At 67.7% G+C, this 17,708-nt stretch carries 13 protein-coding genes; 9 read left to right on the top strand and 4 right to left on the bottom strand.

Going from position 1 to position 17,708, the window contains the following annotated elements; all coding sequences use genetic code 11:
* Positions 1-36: 36 nt before the first annotated feature.
* Positions 37-879 (bottom strand): hypothetical protein, encoded by an 843-nt coding sequence (locus ACIRVH_RS09920; RefSeq protein ID WP_403950313.1) that lies wholly within the window; start codon positions 877-879, stop codon positions 37-39.
* A 352-nt stretch (positions 880-1,231) separates the two neighbouring features.
* Between ACIRVH_RS09920 and ACIRVH_RS09915 the strand changes: the two genes are divergently transcribed.
* The 6 genes from ACIRVH_RS09915 (at position 1,232) to ACIRVH_RS09890 (ending at position 12,498) form a co-directional block, all read left to right on the top strand.
* Positions 1,232-2,926: a chitinase gene (locus ACIRVH_RS09915; protein ID WP_403950312.1), complete on the top strand. Its 1,695-nt coding sequence runs from the start codon at positions 1,232-1,234 to the stop codon at positions 2,924-2,926.
* Between the two features lie 300 nt (positions 2,927-3,226).
* On the top strand, positions 3,227-3,598 hold the full coding sequence (locus ACIRVH_RS09910; protein WP_403950310.1) for an SseB family protein: 372 nt from the start codon (positions 3,227-3,229) through the stop codon (positions 3,596-3,598).
* Positions 3,595-4,272 (top strand): hypothetical protein, encoded by a 678-nt coding sequence (locus ACIRVH_RS09905; RefSeq protein ID WP_403950307.1) that lies wholly within the window; start codon positions 3,595-3,597, stop codon positions 4,270-4,272. The genes ACIRVH_RS09910 and ACIRVH_RS09905 overlap by 4 nt, the downstream gene beginning before the upstream one ends.
* Positions 4,272-8,963, top strand: coding sequence for a putative T7SS-secreted protein (locus tag ACIRVH_RS09900; RefSeq protein WP_403950305.1), 4,692 nt, complete (start codon positions 4,272-4,274; stop codon positions 8,961-8,963). Before ACIRVH_RS09905 ends, ACIRVH_RS09900 begins: the two co-directional genes overlap by 1 nt.
* A complete protein-coding gene (locus tag ACIRVH_RS09895) occupies positions 8,963-9,340 on the top strand; it encodes a hypothetical protein (protein ID WP_403950303.1) in 378 nt (125 codons plus the stop codon). Before ACIRVH_RS09900 ends, ACIRVH_RS09895 begins: the two co-directional genes overlap by 1 nt.
* Positions 9,341-9,630: 290 nt before the next feature.
* Positions 9,631-12,498 (top strand): AfsR/SARP family transcriptional regulator, encoded by a 2,868-nt coding sequence (locus tag ACIRVH_RS09890; protein ID WP_403950300.1) that lies wholly within the window; start codon positions 9,631-9,633, stop codon positions 12,496-12,498.
* A 534-nt stretch (positions 12,499-13,032) separates the two neighbouring features.
* Here ACIRVH_RS09890 and ACIRVH_RS09885 read toward each other — a convergent pair.
* Together ACIRVH_RS09885 and ACIRVH_RS09880 are read right to left on the bottom strand one after the other, a co-directional pair.
* Entirely contained in the window at positions 13,033-13,929 is an 897-nt protein-coding gene (locus tag ACIRVH_RS09885; RefSeq protein WP_403950298.1) for a hypothetical protein, read from the bottom strand.
* 33 nt (positions 13,930-13,962) lie between these two features.
* Positions 13,963-14,370, bottom strand: coding sequence for an ATP-binding protein (locus tag ACIRVH_RS09880; protein ID WP_403950295.1), 408 nt, complete (start codon positions 14,368-14,370; stop codon positions 13,963-13,965).
* A 203-nt stretch (positions 14,371-14,573) separates the two neighbouring features.
* Here ACIRVH_RS09880 and ACIRVH_RS09875 point away from each other — a divergent pair, with 203 nt between their 5' ends.
* Positions 14,574-15,425, top strand: coding sequence for a helix-turn-helix domain-containing protein (locus ACIRVH_RS09875; RefSeq protein WP_403950293.1), 852 nt, complete (start codon positions 14,574-14,576; stop codon positions 15,423-15,425).
* A gap of 2 nt (positions 15,426-15,427) precedes the next feature.
* Entirely contained in the window at positions 15,428-15,625 is a 198-nt protein-coding gene (locus ACIRVH_RS09870; RefSeq protein ID WP_403950291.1) for a DUF397 domain-containing protein, read from the top strand.
* Positions 15,626-15,674: 49 nt separating this feature from the next.
* Here ACIRVH_RS09870 and ACIRVH_RS09865 read toward each other — a convergent pair whose 3' ends face one another.
* Positions 15,675-16,094 (bottom strand): hypothetical protein, encoded by a 420-nt coding sequence (locus tag ACIRVH_RS09865; RefSeq protein ID WP_403950288.1) that lies wholly within the window; start codon positions 16,092-16,094, stop codon positions 15,675-15,677.
* A gap of 239 nt (positions 16,095-16,333) precedes the next feature.
* Here ACIRVH_RS09865 and ACIRVH_RS09860 point away from each other — a divergent pair, with 239 nt between their 5' ends.
* Positions 16,334-17,614 (top strand): DUF1266 domain-containing protein, encoded by a 1,281-nt coding sequence (locus ACIRVH_RS09860; RefSeq protein ID WP_403950286.1) that lies wholly within the window; start codon positions 16,334-16,336, stop codon positions 17,612-17,614.
* Positions 17,615-17,708: the final 94 nt, after the last annotated feature.

Here is a 17,708-nt window from a genome sequence, read left to right as displayed (position 1 = left end):
ATCGGTCGATCGGGATGTGAGTGACGTCCGTGCGGGTCAGGCGGGCGTTCGTTGCTCCAGAGCACGGGGCGCGGGAGGCTCGTACACGGGCGGGGTGGCGGAGCAGAACACACACAGGTCGCCGATGACGTCGAGGCCGCACCAGTGACAGCTGGACTGCCGTACCGAGGTCACCAGCTGATACAGGACCGACAGATCGGCGAGATAGCTGCAGAACTCGACCATCCGCCCCGTCCCCCACCACCGCGAGGACTCGGCGGGCAACGGCGTCTCCCGCAGCCCGTGCGGACCCCACGCCTCGGCGAGCCCGGCGACCCAGTCCGTCTGGAGCTGCCCCTTGGCGACGAGCATCCACGTGCTGAACTCGGGCCCCTTGAGCGTGGCGCCCGGGGCGACCTTGACGAGCTGCGGCTCGGGATGAGCGACGACGGCGAACTGACTGCCCGGCACCCACGACTTGGCGTGCGCTTTCAGCCCCACGGGCACCCGGTCGAGCCGGGCGACCGACCCGAGAACGGCACCGGCGTGGATGTAATGAGTGAGCAGCCGCCCGGCGGAGGCCAGCACACCAGGGCTGAGATCACACGAAGCAAGCTGCCGCAACTGCCGGGCCAGGACGGCGATGCCGAGCGGGGGCAGCTCGGGCCGGAAGAAGGCGATGCGATCGCTCTCCAGCAACGACCGCAGGGTGTACAGCCGTCGCACCACCGACTCCGGAGCAGCCTGGGAGCAGACGACCACGACATACCCGTACTGCTCGATCAGGGCGTGGAGTTCGGTGAGGGCGTGATCCAGCGGGCGCTGGTCGAGGTCGCGCAGCACGGCAGCGGGCATGGTCCGTTCGTCCTGCGCCGGCAGTGCCATGTCGGCACTGGTCACGGCAATGACAGTTGGCACGCGCAGCTCCCCGCTCTTCACACCCTTCGGCCCACCGGTGTAACTCCAATGCGCCAGGACGACTTCATTGCGTGACTACCTGAGCACTGTATCCACGCCCCAATGACCGGAGAACAGCGTTTGTGTAGCTCGTGTGGAACTCTCTGGGCACAAGTCCCGTCAAAACCGGACAGGTTGAGCGTATGAACTTCTTGGCGGCGGAGATGGTTTTGGTCTGGACCTCTTGACAGTGGAATTGGTCTGGACCAACTTGTAGGCCAACGGTGGCCACCGTCCCTCACCCCTCTCCCCGCAGACTCCCCCACCGGAGGCCCCAGTGGACCGCGCACCAGGCATGCCCAGACGCAGAGGACGGATCGCGATGTGGTCCTCCGCCACCGCCCTCGCCCTCTCGCTGGCGGGCCTCGCCGCAACTCCCGCGTCCGCAGCGGACGTCAACAACGTCAAGAACGCCGGCTTCGAGTCGGGCCCGACCAACTGGACGTGCACGGCGGGCAGCGGCACGACGGTCTCGTCCCCGGTCCACGGCGGCTCGTCGGCCCTGAAGGCGACCCCGGCCGGGATGGACAACGCCCAGTGCACCCAGTCGGTGGCGGTGAAACCCAACTCGACCTACACGCTCAGCGCATGGGTGCAGGGCGGCTACTCCTACCTGGGCGTGACCGGCACGGGCACGACGGACGTGTCGACATGGACGCCGGATTCGTCGTCGTGGAAGCAGTTGTCGACGACGTTCACGACCGGCGCGTCGACGACGTCGGTCACGGTGTACACGCACGGCTGGTACGGCCAGGCCGCGTACTACGCGGACGACGTCTCGGTCTACGGCCCCGACGGCGGAGGCGGCGGCGACCCGGCCCCGACCGTTCCGTCCACCCCTTCCGGCCTCTCGGTCTCCGGTACGACCTCCTCCTCGGTGGCGCTGTCCTGGTCCGCGGTGTCGGGCGCGACGGGCTACAACGTCTACCGGGGCGGCACGAAGGTGACGGCGGTGACGGGCACGTCGGCGACGGTGACCGGCCTGTCGGCGTCGACGTCCTACTCCTTCCAGGTCACGGCGACGAACTCGGCCGGTGAGTCGGCGAAGTCGACGGCGGTGACGGGAACGACGACCTCCGGCAGCAGCGGCGGAGGCGGCGGGAACCTGCCCAAGCACGCCGTGACGGGCTACTGGCAGAACTTCAACAACGGCGCGACGGTCCAGAAGCTGTCCGACGTCCCGTCCTCCTACGACATCATCGCGGTGGCCTTCGCGGACGCGACCTCGACACCGGGCGCGGTGTCGTTCAGCCTGGACTCGGCCGGCCTCGGCGGCTACACCGTCGACCAGTTCAAGGCGGACATCAAGGCCAAGCAGGCGGCCGGCAAGAAGGTCATCGTCTCCATCGGCGGCCAGAACGGCACGGTGTCGATCAACGACTCGACGTCTGCGACGAACTTCGCGAACTCCGTCTACTCCCTGATGCAGACGTACGGCTTCGACGGCGTCGACATCGACCTGGAGAACGGCCTGAACGCGACGTACATGACGCAGGCGCTGCGCTCCCTGTCGTCGAAGGCGGGCTCGTCCCTGATCATCACGATGGCCCCGCAGACGATCGACATGCAGTCGACGTCGAACTCCTACTTCCAGACGGCGTTGAATGTGAAGGACATCCTGACCGTCGTCAACATGCAGTACTACAACAGCGGTTCCATGCTGGGCTGCGACGGCAAGGTCTACAGCCAGGGCTCGGTGGACTTCCTGACGGCCCTCGCCTGCATCCAGCTGGAGGGCGGCCTGTCCCCGTCCCAGGTAGGCCTCGGCCTCCCGGCCTCCACGAGCGCGGCGGGCAGCGGGTACGTGTCGCCCTCCGTCGTGAACAACGCCCTGGACTGCCTCGCCAAGGGCACGGGCTGCGGCACCTTCAAGCCGTCGAAGACGTACCCGGACCTGCGGGGCGCGATGACCTGGTCGACGAACTGGGACGCGGCTTCGGGGAATGCGTGGTCGAACTCGGTGGGGGCGCATGTGCACGGGATGCCGTAGCGGCAGGTTCTTGAGCCTCTCCGACTTCTCGGCGTGAGAACGCCCGGGCCCTGGTGTGGGGTCCGGGCGTCGTCGTATGCGGGTCTCTGTCGGCGGACACATTCGGCCAAAGGCCCTTCACCGGGCCGAGTACCGCGTTGCTTCCGGCAACGTACCGATGTGATGATCCCGGGCATGGCTGATCACGGGGGTGGCGCCGACTCGACGGGGCCGATACGCAGATCACGGCTGGCGGAGTATGCGGAGCCGGCCGATGCGGACGCATCTCCTTCGGCTCCTGCTTCCTCCGAGGTAGATGACGTGGCGCGCAGGCGCCGTGAGTTCGCAGCCGTACTGGGCGAGTTCCGCCGTACGGCAGTACTGCTACCCGTCGATGCGGACGAGACCCCACTGACCACCGACTACGGCGGCATCCGCTGGATCCTGGCCTTCTCGAACGAGTCGGCGCTGGCCCGGTTCGCGATCGCGAGGGGTGAAGAGGAGCGGGAGTGGGCGTACCAGCGGGTGCTGGGCGCCAGGTTGCTGGACGCGGGGGTCCCGGCCGTCGGGGTGCCGTGCGGGGTCGCCCTGGACGCAGCCAGTGGGGCTGAAGGGGTGCTGTTCCCGCCGGTCGCGGGGATCGTGCCGGACGCGGCAGCCGTCGACGTGAGGAATGAGGAGGCACCGCGGTGAGCGGGGGCGAGGGCGGCAAGGACATCAGGGCTGCCGGGCTGGACGAGATAGCGAAGGGCATCACCCAGACGCTCACGGAACTCAAGGAGCTGGGCGTCGACAGCCTCGCGGGCGCAGGCCGGGGCTTCTCGAACCTTGAACTGTCCGGACTCCAACTGGGCCACGAGAACCTCACCTCGAAGTTCAAGTCCTTCTGCGAGCGTTGGGAGTGGGGTGTGCGCGCCCTGGTGGTGGAGGGCAACACCTTCGCGGAGAACGTGGGTCTGTCGGCGGGCACGCTGCACGAGACGGACCAGTACGTCGGCGGCGCGCTGAAGGTCGGCTACAACTCGCTGGTGGGCAACCCGTACGCGTCCGAGGACGACGTCGAGAAGATGAGCTGGGACCAGCTGCGCCGGAACAGCGCCGACGCCCTGACCCACCCCGACTACAGCGAGAAGTCCTTCGACGAGGCGTGGCAGCACAGCAAGCAGAGCCTCAAGGACGCCGGCCGCGACGCGATGACCGGATCGCTGGGGCTGCCGCCGGGCGTGACCATGGACGACATCAACCGGGCGACCGGGAACAGCGACGACTACAACCGCATGCTCGACGACACGTGGGGCCCGTCCCCCGAGGAACGTGCCCGGGCCGCTGAGCAGCACAACCAGCAGCAGAACGGGGGTGCCGGCTGATGGGGCTCGGTGACCTGACCAACGACCTCATCAGCGGTGCCGGGCACGTCGTCGACTCCGGCAAGAAGTTCGTCGGTGAGGGCATCGACAAAGGCACCGACCTCGTCGGTGAGGGCCTGGACAAGGCCGGTGCCCACGGCTGGGCGGACAAGGTCGAAAACTGGGGCGATGGGGCCGCGTCCGCCCTGGGCGCCACTCCGGGCGAGAAGCAGCTCGGCGAGAGTGACGACCCGAAGGACCTGGTCCACGGCAACGCAGCGGACATCCAGGCCACCGCCAAACACCTGAAGGACTTCCACAAGGCCTTCGACAACGTCGGCCAGGGCATGCGGAAGCTGGACTCCTCGCAGTGGCAGGGCGAGGCGGCCGAAGCGTTTCGCAAGAAGTTCGCGATGCACCCGGTGAAATGGCTGCACGCTGCGGACGCCTGTCAGAAGGCCGCTGCGGCCCTGGAGACGTACGCGGAGACAGTCACCTGGGCACAGAAGCAGGCCAAAGACGCGATCGACCTGTACAAGGCAGGCAAGGAGACCTCCGAAAAGGCGAAGGCGGCGTACGAGAAACGCTCCGACGCCTACAAGACCGCTGTCGCTTCGGGTGACAAGGACCCCGGCCCGGCCCCCGGCGATTTCGATGACCCCGGTGCCGCAGACCTCAAACGGGCCGACGAGATCCTGAACGAGGCCCGCAAACAGCGCAACACCGCTGCCGACACCGCCGCCAAGGCCGTCGACACGGCCCTCGCGCACGCCCCCGCCGAACCCCCTCCGCTGACCCAGCTCAAGGTGGACGCGGCCGATGGCTTCGACGCCTTCAACACGGAGGCCGTCCACTTCGGGGGCGGCGCCATCAAGGCGGGCACGGGTCTGGTGAGCACGGCCCTCAACGCCAACCCACTGAGCCCGTACAACCTGACCCACCCCGCCGAGGCCCTCCAGCACCAGGCGATGACCCTGGCCGGCCTCGTCTCCGGCGTCACGCATCCGGAGCAGACGCTGAAGCAGAACCTGGGCGACTTCATCAAGGATCCGTCCGAGTTCGGGGGACGATTCGCTGCCCAAGCGCTTCTGACCGGCGGACTGGGGGTGGAGGCGAACGGGGTTCGGGCTACGGCTGGGGAGAGGATGGCGGCGGGGGGCGAGCGCGAGGGAGCGGCAGGGCTTGAGAAGACGGGCAAGGGAACCGCTCGGGACGAGGTGAACGAGCACCCGGACGAATCCTCGCGCCAGAAGCACTGCGTAAAGGAATGCGGCGACCCGGTCGACGTGGCCTCCGGCAAGATGTTCCTGCCGCAGACCGACGTCACCCTGCCCGGGGTACTGCCCCTGATCCTCAAGCGGCGAGTGGAGTCCGGCTACCACCTGGGCCACTGGTTTGGCCCGTCCTGGTCCTCCACCCTGGACCAGCGCCTGGAGATCGACACCGAGGGAATCGTCTTCGTCACGGAGGACGGCCTGCTCCTGGCGTACCCCCACCCGGCTCCGGGCCTGCCCACCCTCCCCAGCCACGGCCCCCGCTGGCCCCTGGACCGGGTGGACGGCGGCTACACGGTCGCGGACCCGCAGTCTCTCCGTACGTGGCACTTCGCCGACCGCGGCGAAAGTCTGGCGGTGCTGGAACAGATAGACGACCGCAACGGCAACTGGATCACGTTCGAGTACGACGAGGAGGGCACCCCGCTGGCGGTGGTCTCCAGCAGCGGCCAAGGCATCCGCATCACGACGGATTCCGGCCGAATAACGGCGCTCCGCATGGCTGCCACCGGCGAGGAACTGAAGCGCTACGGCTACACGGACGGCAACCTCACCGAGGTCGTCAACTCCTCCGGCCTGCCGCTCCGCTTCACCTACGACGAAGCCGGCCGGATCACCTCGTGGACGGACACGAACGACCGCAGCTATGCCTACGAGTACGACGACAAGGACCGGTGCATAGCCCAGGGTGGCCCCGCAGGCCACATGACCATGCGTCTGTCCTACGAGAAGCCCGACCCGACGACCGGTCTGCGGACCACGACGGCCACGACAGGCGAGAGTCACAGCTGGCGCTACTTGATCAATGACGCCCTACAGGTGGTAGCCGAGACCGACCCGCTCGGCGCAACGACTCGATACAGCCGCGACCGCTACAACCGTCTGCTCTCCGAGACGGACCCGCTGGGCCACACGACGACCTTCCGCTATGACGACCAGGGCAACCTGACGTCGGTCGTACGCCCGGACGGGCGCGAGGCGAGAGCGGAGTACAACGACCTCGGCCTACCGGTGAAGTTGGTCAACCCAGACGGCACAGTCGTGCGCCAGACGTACGACGAACGCGGCAACCGCACCTCGATCACAGACCCGGCGGGCCAGACGACCCGCTTCACCTACACGGAGGCGGGCCACCTGACTTCCGTGACCGATCCACTCGGCAACACCACGACCGCGATCTGCGACCGCTCCGGCCTTCCTCTGGTGGTGACGAACCCGCTCGGCGCGACCACCCGCTACGAGCGGGACGCCTTCGGCCGCACAACCGCGATCACGGATCCCACTGGCGCCGCCTCCCACCTGTCGTGGACCCTCGAGGGCCACCTGGCTCGCCGCACAGCCCCAGACGGCACAACGGAGACCTGGACGTATGACGGCGAGGGCAACTGCACCAGCCACACCGACGCCATAGGCGGCGTCTCCCGCTTCGAGTACACCCACTTCGACCTGCTGACGGCACGCACGGGCCCGGACGGCGTCCGCTACGAGTTCGACCACGACAGCGAACTACGCCTGACGAAGGTCACCAGCCCGCAGGGCCTGACCTGGACGTACGAATACGACGCGGCAGGCCGCCTGGCGACGGAAACGGACTTCGACGACCGCACCCTCACCTACACGCACGACGCGGCAGGCCGCCTCACCTCACGCAGAAACGTTCTCGGCGAGGTGATGACCTTCGAACGGAACGAACTCGGCCAGATAACCCGCAAGGACGCGGCCGACCAGATCACGACCTACGCCTACGACTTCACGGACCGGCTCGCCCAGGCGACCGGCCCGGACGGCACGACGCTCACGCTTCTACGTGACCGCTACGGCCGCCTGCACTCGGAAACGGTCAACGGCCGCACGCTGAGCTACACGTACGACGCGCTGGGCCGCCGCACAGGCCGCACGACCCCCACCGGGGCCACGACAACCTGGTCGTACGATGCCGCGGGCCGCCGCACCGGCATGGTGGCCTCGGGGCGCGCCATCGACTTCACCTACGACGAGGCAGGCCGCGAGCTGTCCCGCCACATCGGCGGAACGATCACCCTGGAGCACACCTTCGATGCGCTGGGCCGGCTGACGAACCAGTCACTGACGGGTGCTGACGGCCGCGCCGTCCAACACCGGGCGTACACCTACCGAGCCGACGGCAACCTGATCGGCATCGACGACCAGCTCACCGGCCCCCGCCACTTCGACCTGGACGCCGCAGGCCGAGTGACGGCGGTACATGCGGCGGGCTGGACGGAGCGGTACGTGTACGACGAGGCTGGCAACCAGACGCAGGCATCGTGGCCCACGAACCACCCGGGTCAGAAAGCGGTGGGCATCCGCGAGTACACCGGCACGCGCGTCACCCGCGCTGGCCAAGTCCGCTACGAACACGACGCCCTGGGCCGTATCGTCCTCCGCCAGAAGACCCGCCTGTCCCGCAAGCCGGACACCTGGCGCTACGAATGGGACTCCGAGGACCGCCTGACATCGGTAACGACACCAGACGACACCCGCTGGCGCTACACGTACGACCCCCTGGGCCGCCGCACAGCGAAATTCCGCCTCGCTGCGGACGGCGAAACGTTGGTCGAGCGTGTCGACTTCACCTGGGACGGCACCACCCTCTGCGAACAGACCACGACGTCCCCCGACCTCCCCAACCCAGTCACCCTCACCTGGGACCATCAGGGCCTGTGCCCCCTGGCCCAAACCGAGCGCATCACCGCGGCCGACGCACCCCAGAACGAGATCGACTCCCGCTTCTTCGCCATCGTCACCGACCTCGTCGGCACCCCCAGCGAACTCCTCGACGAACACGGCGACATCGCCTGGCGCACCCGCAGCACCCTGTGGGGAACGACAGCATGGTCCGCCAACAGCACCGCCTACACCCCCCTACGCTTCCCTGGCCAGTACTACGACCCCGAAACGGGCCTCCACTACAACTACTTCCGCCACTACGACCCCGAAACCGCCCGGTACGTCAGCCCCGACCCCCTTGGACTCGCCCCCGCCCCCAACCCCGCCACGTACGTCCACAACCCCAGGGTCTCGACAGATCACTTGGGGCTCGCTCCTGATGAATGCCCCGACAAAATAGCAAAGGCAGGAAAGGATGCCAACGAAAACTTCATAGCAGGGTCAGCGGAAAGGCAGCAACTAGCGCATGACCTGCGGTTCGAATCGGCGAACTCCATATTCAATGAGAGCGGATGGCTAACCCCCGAGGCCATCGCGGAGTCGCGGCTCGTCATTCCCGGCGAGAAACTCGGCAATAAGGAGGTTCGCGAGCTCATGGTGTCCGATGGAAGCAATCTTAGCAATTGGGGAAAATACTCCACGAGAACACATCAATCGCCATATGGCGATTTCCAAGTGCACTACTATTACAACCCCGCGACGGGTAGAATATTGAACTACGACTACAAGGTCGTAATGAACAGGAGGTAATGGAAGTGCGCGTTCGATTCATTGCTCAGCAAGCTGCGGGGATCGGGAATCTGCAGGGCATCGATGCCCTCAGGGAGGGCCTGGATTACGCAGTTCTCGAAGTATTCGCACCACACGACAAGACTACATTGTTTCGAATTGAATTCATTGAAGGGGAGGATCCTGCACTCTTCGATAGCAGCGCCTTTGAAGTGACCTCTTCTTTCATCCCGCCCTCCTGGCGCTACTTTCAACTTGAAAGCGGCTCGTTTTCTCTTTGCCCAGAGCCGTGGGCGCAGCCCGGCTTCTGGGAGGCCTTTTATGATCGCGCCCCGGGAGCCCGAGACGTCTACGAGTCTGAGAAGTGGAAAATCTTGACCTCGGAGCAGCCGAGATAATTCCCACACCGACGGTCTCCGCGTCACGATGTTCAGCCCCGCAGAAGGCGCCGTATCGCTCATTGGAGCGCACATCTTGCGCCCGCCGATCAGCCCTCTCTTAAGATGGGAAATAAATGCCGTCTGGTCCGCTACCCGCAGGTTTCCGGCCTCCTGCACCACATGCCTGGACGCCGCCGACGAAGATCGAGCAGGCACTGTTTGATGCCAAGACAACAGCGCCCGGGGCGCCGATCAGCTGGAAAGGGCGGGCGCTGTTTAGCATGTGACGAGGTGTGAGGGGGGACGTGATGCCGACGTTCGGGCTACTCGGTCCGCTGGTGGTCCATGACGGGACACAGGAGCGGCCACTAGGAAGCGGCAAGGTCCGCGTTCTGCTGGCCGCGCTCCTGCTCCACCGCAATCGGACCATCTCGAAGGACGGCCTGAAAGAGGCTCTGTGGGGGCCGAATCCACCGGCGACCGCCGACGCCTCCCTTGCCAACCATGTGACTCGGCTGCGTCGGCAGTTGGCGTCTTTCGGCGACGATCCGCAGCGGCTGACGGCGGAGCCGCCCGGATACCGGTTGCACGTCGGCGACGGGGAGCTCGATGTCGACGTCTTCGAGGCCCATGTGAGCGCCGCCCGCCGGGCGTACCTGCAGCAGGACTGGGCCACGGCGGCAAGCCGGAGCACCGACGCCACGGCCCTGTGGCGCGGGCAGCCGCTGGCTGACATGCCCGGTTTCGCGGACGCCGAGCCGCAGGCCCGGCTGGTCCAGCAGCTTCTCGAAACCCGGCTCCAGGTGCTGGAGTGGGGTTGCGAGGCCGCTCTCGCTCTCGGCAGGCACCACGAACTGGTCCCACAGCTGACGACGCTCGCCTCCGAACATCCGCTGCGCGAGGCCTTCCACCGCCAGCTGATGCTCGCCCTGCATCGCTCGAACCGGCAGGCGGAAGCACTGCAGGTGTACGTACGGCTGCGCCGGAACCTGGTGGAGGAGCTGGGAGTCGAGCCGTCCGCCGCCGTCCGGGCGACACACCAGGACGTGCTCACCGACGAGGGCACCGCCGTTGTGCCGACACCCGCGGCCGACGCCGTCTCCGGACCCGAGCGTCGGCCGTTGCGCCAACTTCCCGCGGACGTCGGCTATTTCACCGGCCGGGACAGGGAGATCGCCACTCTCACAGCACTGCTCCGCCCGGGCGCCGACGCCGGGAGGCAGCCGCTCGGCCACGGCCCTCGACCGGTCGTCGTCTCCGGAATGGGCGGCATCGGCAAGACGGCCCTGGCCGTCCATGTCGCGCACCGGCTGCACGAGGACTTCCCGGACGGCCAGCTGTACGCCGACCTGCGCGGCTTCAGCCCGGGCCGGGAGCGCAGCCCCCGCGATCTGCTCGCACGGTTCCTGTCGGATCTCGGAGTGCACACGGAATCCCTGCCCGACGACACGGACGACTGCGCGGCGCTCTTCCGTACGGTCATGGCGGAGCGCCGGATGCTGCTGGTGCTCGACAACGCGCGGGATGCCGCTCACGTCACGCCGCTGCTCCCCGGCAGCGGCAGTTGCGCTGTGGTGATCACCAGCCGCCACACCCTCACAGACCTGCCGGATGCCACGCTCGTGCCGCTGTCGCCCCTTGATAACGACGCCCAGAAGGTGCTTCTGGCCGCGCTCTGCGGAGGCGAGCGTGTGCTGGAAGAGCCGGCAGCCGCCGCCGACATCCTGGCTGTGTGCGGCGGGCTGCCGCTGGCGTTGCGCGTCGTGGGTGGCAGGCTGGCCTCCCGGCCGGCGTGGCCGCTCGCCCTGCTCGCGCGGCAGTTGTCGTCCAGCGCCGACCGTCTGCGGGAACTCAGCGTCGGCGGTCTCGACGTCCACGCGACGTTCGCCATGAGCTACGTCGTCATGCGCGACAGCGACAAGCCCGAGGAGCGGGCGGCCGCCCGAGCCTTCCGCCTGCTGGGGCTGTGGCCCGAGCATCAGCTGACACCGCATGCGGCGGCGGCGCTGCTCGGCCTCCCGGTGCGGGAGGCCGCCCGCCTGCTGGACCTCCTGGCCGACGTCCACCTCGTGCAGAGCCCGACGCCCGACCGGTACGCCTTCCACGATCTTCTCGGCGAGTACGCCGCCGAACGAGCCTCGGCGGAGGAGGCCCAGTGGGAGCGGGCGGACGCCTCGCTCCGGCTGCTGTCCTGGTACGTGGCTGCGGTGGAGAAGGCATCGAGGGTGACCGTCGGCGAAACCCAGCCGCCTCCCCCGCTGGACGAGCAGCCGGCCGAACCCGTTCCGGACTTCGAGGATGCTCAGCAGGCGCTGCGGTGGTACGTACGGGAGCTGCCCGCGATCCGGCAGGCGATCGGCCGGGCCGGTTCCCTCGGCCGCTCCGACGTGGCCTGGCGCCTCGCCGTCGGCCTGTTCGGGTACGCGGACACGTACTGGTGGACCGGCGAGTGGGACACCTGCCTCCAGGCCGCCCTGGCCATCGCCGTGGAACGTGACGACACCGTGGGACAGGCCTGGCTGTACCGCCGGCTCGCCGTCGCGCACGGCATGGCCTATCGCAACGACGAGTGCCTGGAAGACCTGGAGATCTCCCTGGACCTCTTCGAGCGGGCCGGAGACATCACCGCCATGGCCTCGATCCTGGGCAACATGGCGGCGCTCCACACTCAGGCCGGCCGGGCGGAAGAAGCCCTGGTGTACGCGTTGCGCTCGCAGGAGCTGTACGGCAGGACGGACAACCCCGGCAGCAAGGCACTCGTACTCGGCAGGATCGCCGACGCGCTCCAGTTGGCCGGGGACTTCAGCGGTGCCGCGGAGCAGCACCGTAGGCGCATCCCGCTGCTGCGGAAGCAGGCACGACCCACATCACTCGCCACCGCTCTGACGAACTACGGTTCCGTGCTGCAGAACCTGGGCCTGCGTGACGAGGCCTTCGCGGCCCTGGACGAAGCCATGGCCATACGCCGTCAGCTGGGCGATCACGGCGGCGAGGCGGACTGCCTGGCGGTAACCGCCCGGGCCCACCATCACTTCGGGGAGTGGGAGGCCGCCCGCCACTGCTGGCACGCATGCCTCGACCTCGCGCGGGCCCACACCCTGCCGCAACGCGTCCAGGAGAGCCTGGACGGCATCGCGGCACTGGAACGGGCCTGCACGACCGGCGCGCCGACGTGAGAGCCCGGAGCCCGATCACGACAGGGCCTTCGGCTCACATCTGCTTCGCCTGCGGGTCGGCCAGGCGCGAGTCGACGAACTGCACGAGGACTGCCGCAACGAGTGGCAGATCTGGTCCACCCGAAGAGCCAGTCAGCCTTCTGACCTGCCCTTTGCCCAGACCCTCTGGCCCAACTGCTCCACACTCCATCTGAGCGGGGCGAGCTGGGCTCCTGTGACGAACGGGGCAGTGACCGGCCCCACCCACAGGCCGGCACCCGCTGTACCCGCCCGGCGTGCCGCCACAGCGCGGCTGCGCTCCCCCGACCAACGGTGCGAACGCAGCCCACTCCAGGGGCTGACAGAGCCTAGCCGCCCAGTTACCCCGGGCCGCCCGCTCGCTTCTTCCCCGTGCTGGAGCGAGCCGTGTCAAGGGTCGGCCACCAGGCCGATCGCCGGAGGCGACGCGGACGCGGAGCGGGAGCGCCCTTGACCCGGCTCGCGGAAGCACGACACTGGCCAAGAAGCGGGCGGCCCCACCACAGCCCCGCCCACTCAGTCCTCGGCGAACAGCTCCGCCGCGTCCTTGGCATGCACGGCTCGCTGGGCCCAGACCTCCAGTTGGTCCAGTTCCGTGCAGGCGCTCACTCGGTCGCGGACGGCGTCGGGTACCGGGATGCCGCGCCACTCCAGGATGTGAAGGATCATCTCGGCCTTGGCCTCGGCCCGACCTTGCTCCAGGCCTTGTTCTCGACCTTCCTCGCGTACCTGCTCGGCCAGCGGGTGTCGCCAGAAGTACTGGATCGCCGTCATCAGGTCCCTCCACATCTGCTTCGCCTGGGGATCGGCCAGGCATGAGTCGACGAACTGCACGAAGACCGCGGCGCTGTCAGGGTCGATCGTCCGCAGAGCGGAGGCCAGGGACTCCAGTATGGCCGGAGCCTGCGGGCCGCGCCCGTGTGTCATGGCCGAGAGCACTGCAAGGGGGACGTCCCGTTCCGCCTGCCGTTCACTCGTGATCACCGGCACGTTGTCCGGGCCCAGCACCAGCGGACGTACCGTCAAGGAGTCCCAGCCCGGGAAACCGAGCCGGATCGGGCGCGACGCCCACCGCGCCGTCGCACTGCTCTGCGTGATCACGATCAGCACGGGCTCACAGCGGTACTTCTCGTAGAGGTAGGAGAGGTAGTAGGGCCAGCTGCCCCGCTTGCGGTCGTCCACCTTTCCCTGCGATTCGACCACGAGGAGGTACGTGCCTTCGTCCGTCTCCGCCCGCAGCAGCGTGTCCACCCGGCGCTCGACCGGTTCGATCTCGGTGAGGTCCACGTTCAGCGCCGCGATCTCGTGAGGTTCGGGGAACGGGACGTGCAGCACGCTCTGTAACGCCCGGGTCAGCAGCGCGGGGTCTTTCTGGAAGATGCGGTGCAGCGCCTCATGCGACGAGCCGACCATCAGCTCTCCTTTCCGTCTGACGTGATCAACGAGCTAGGCCGCCGCAAGTTCGCACCACACGAGCTTCCCCCGGTTCCCGAACCTCGCCGACGGCTGCCAGCCCCAGAAGTCCGCACACGCCCTGACCAGCGCCAACCCCCGCCCCTCCTCCACCAACTCCGCGACCTGCTCCAACGGCCGCGGCGGCTCCGGCGGACCCGGGTCCGTGTCCCACGCCCCGATCCACACCACCCCCTCCGGTGAGCGACGAACCCGGAGCGCAGCCGGCCCCTTCGTGTGGCGTACGGCGTTCGAGACCAACTCCGCCGCGAGGAGTTCCGCCGTGTCCACGACCCCGATCAGGCCGTGCATCGTCAGGATCAGACGCAGGGTGCGGCGACAGACGGTCACGGCTCTGACGTCGTTCGGGATGTAGAGGGTGTAGTCCCAGGATTCAGGCATGCGTCAACTCCGTTCAGAGGAAGAGGAATTCGCGCACAGTGGCATTGCCGCACCCGTCATGACAGGACGGAACAGTGCACTTCCGCAGCGTGTGCGTCGCGTCACCGACGGTAGACCTTATAAATAAGGGAGAGCAAGGTGATCCCGTAATCTGACACCCGAACGAGGTGCACAGACAGGCGCGTTGAACCAGGGAGCTACCGATGGGGACCAAGCGCGAGCCCACAGCGCGTCAGATGCGGCTGGCCGTGGAACTGCGCAGGCTCCGCGAGGCTGCGGGCCTCAGTTCTCGTGAGGCAGCGGCTCTGCTCGGCGTGAACTCCGTTCAGATCAGCCAGATCGAGGTCGGCACCTCAGGCGTGAGCGAGCAGCGTCTGCGGCGCATGGTGGCCAACTACGCTTGCACGGACGCAGAGTTCGTTGACGGCTTGGCAGCGATCGCCACCGACCGGACGCAGGGCTGGTGGGAGGAGTATCGAGGCCAGCTACCTACACCGTTCATGGACCTGCCCGAGCTGGAGCATCACGCCTGCTGCCGATGGGACGTGGAGTTCCTGCACGTTCCAGGCCTTCTCCAAACCGCGGATTACGCTCGCTCCCTCTTCGCCTACGTGAACCAGGAATTCCCGCAGAGCGATGTCGAGCGGTGGGTTGATCACCGGATGAAGCGCAGGGTCATCATCGAGCGCCCGGACCCGGTGCCGTACGAGGCGGTGATCCACGAGGCTGCGCTGCGCATCAGGGTCGGCGACCGATCCACAGCACGGGCTCAGCTCGCCCGGGTCCTGGAACTCTCCGAGGCCGAGCACGTCACCGTGCGTGTAGTCCCCTTCGACCTGGACGACTTCGGTGGAGCCGGAAGTGCGATGGTGTACGCGAGTGGCCCCGTCCCGAAGCTGGACACCGTCGTCCGCGACGGCCCCAGCGGACCGGTGTTCATCGATGCCGAAGCCCAGCTCAACCGATATCGAACGCTCTTCCGTAGGGTGGGGGCAGTGTCACTCGACCCCGATCATTCGCGTGACTTCATTCACCGGCTGTCGAAGGAGCTGTGAGCATGCCGATTCCCGACACCTGGAAGAAGTCCTCCTTCTCCGGTGGCGGCCAGGGCGATGCCTGCGTCGAAGTCGCAGACCTGCACGCCCACATAGCCATCCGCGATTCCAAGACCCCGGCCAGAGCAACCCTCACCTTCCCACCCGGAGCCTTCACCCCCTTCATAGAAGCTCTGAAGAGGGCGGACCCTGCACTGTAGGCCGAGGATGCCTCTTCGCCTGAGACCGGGAGACCAGGCGTCGGAGTTCCTACTTCTTGCCCAGCCGCTGCGTCACAAGCGGGTCCCCGAACGCGTTGTACACCGTCACCGAGCCGGCCTTGGCGGGCTTCCCCGCCCCACCCGCGTAGTCACGGTAGGCGTCCGCGACCTGCTGTGCCCGGGTCATCGCCTCGTCCACGGCGCCGATGTTCGTCGAGATGAGGACGTGGCCGCCGTCGGCGTCGCGGGACTGGATGCGTTCGGCTTCCCCCGTGGCCTTGGAGAGGCTGTGGGTCTTGGCGTAGTCGCGGAGGGCCTTGGCGTTCGCCTTCATCTCGGCGCGGTCGCCCGTCGCGGGGAACTTCTCCGGGATCGCCGACCCCTTGGTTGCCGGCTCACCGGTGCAGGCCGTGGTGAGCAGACAGGCGGCCAGCAGAGCCGAGCAGGCCACAATTCTCCGGTTGATCACGTCGAGACTCCTCGAAAACTGGTTGAGGCTCCCGTGGGGAGCGGCGGGGCCCACCCCCCTCCACTCCAAGACGGGCAAACAAAGAGTCAGGTCGCGGTAAAGCGACATGACCTGGGCCACTTGTCGACGAACACCTCGCACCGACACGCCGTCCCACCGCGGCTGCCGCCCTCGCATCCCATAGCATGACCATGCAAGTCAAGTCGCCTCAGACGGCCATAAGTTGAAAAGGGCACGACATGTCGTTCGGTCCGCCACCCGCAGGGTTCGGGCCTGCGACACCGCCACCCTCGACTCCGCCGGCTCCGCCCGCCTGGACTCCGCCGACGCGCATCGAGCAGGCCCTCTTCGAGGCCAAGGCGCGCGAGGACTGGGCGGCCTACTTCGACACCCTCGCGGACAGTCGGCTGTACTTCGAGATACGGCGTGACGGGGCGGATGCCCAGCCGGGCAGGACCGTTCCCGTCTTCGGGCACGATCCCCGGGTCGCCGGTGGCCGGGTCTGGGCCGTGTACACGGAGGGCATGCTGCCCGTGCCGGACCCGCATCGGGTGCTCGACTGGCAGAGTCTCGGATGGTTCGCCCAGGTGTGGGCGCCCAGCGATCCGGCCATGATCGTGGTCAATCCGGGCAGCCCGTGCGAGGCGTTTCTGCCCTCCGCGCCGCCGCACTCCGCCGTGTGGGCGCAGCACAGCGATCGGACCGACGCTCCGCTGAATCGGGCCAGGGTGCTCACGCTTCGGCTCGGAGGACCGCTCGAGGGGCCTGTCGCGCGCGGGCTGGCCTGCGGTGCGCTGCTCATCGTGCGCGACGGGCTGGCCTGGAACGCCATGGCGTATCACGGCGACGGCTATCCGTCGGAACGCCGGTCGCTTCGGGAGTGGTGGGGTGTCACCAGCCGTGAGGAGTGGCGGGTTCAGCAGCGCGCTCTGCTCGACCCTGACGGTGGCAATCCTGTCTGGGAGTTCGCGCTCGGGCTGCGCCGGACCATCGCGCGTGACTTCGGCGGGCACGTCGAGACCGCCTACTGGCGCGACGCGGTCGCCCGGGTGCTGCGCGCCCGAGCGGGCGGCGAGACCGTCATCACCCCGGACGGGGTCACCACCACGCCCACCGTCCCGGAGGAGGAGATCGAGGCCCGCATCAAGGGCATACAGGCTCTCGTGGGGCGCATCACCCGCTACGAGGCGCGTTTCCGGGCCGACGGCATCCTCGACGATAACCGGTTCGTCAGTTCCGTGGACGCCTGGAACTTCGGGCGGGCCTCGGGCATGGCTCGCTGGGGGCTCGGGGCCCGGTACTGCTCGCTACCGGAGGCCGAGTCCGCCGTCATCGAGGCCGGGCGGGCCGCCGCGCGGTCGTACAAGTCCTGGCAGGACTTCGCCGCCGGGTACATCCTCGGGCGCTGCCTGCACTTCGACGACGAGGAGTTCGGCAAGTGGTACACGGACATGGTCGATGTGCACCAGGTTCTGATGTCCGACCCCGGCAGTCCCTGGCTCACCGTTTCCTTCCGGTGAGTGGAGTCTGCGTCAATTCTCGTGACTCCGACGCATTTCCGGTCGTAGTCACCTTGACATGCACTTGACCTGATCATGCCAACACTTCACCATG

Origin of the sequence: Streptomyces sp. NPDC101165 (assembly GCF_044768135.1) — a bacterium.
Lineage (GTDB): Bacteria > Actinomycetota > Actinomycetes > Streptomycetales > Streptomycetaceae > Streptomyces.
The sequence above is the reverse complement of the archived record's forward strand: the minus strand, read 5'-3'. Positions and strand labels throughout refer to the sequence as shown.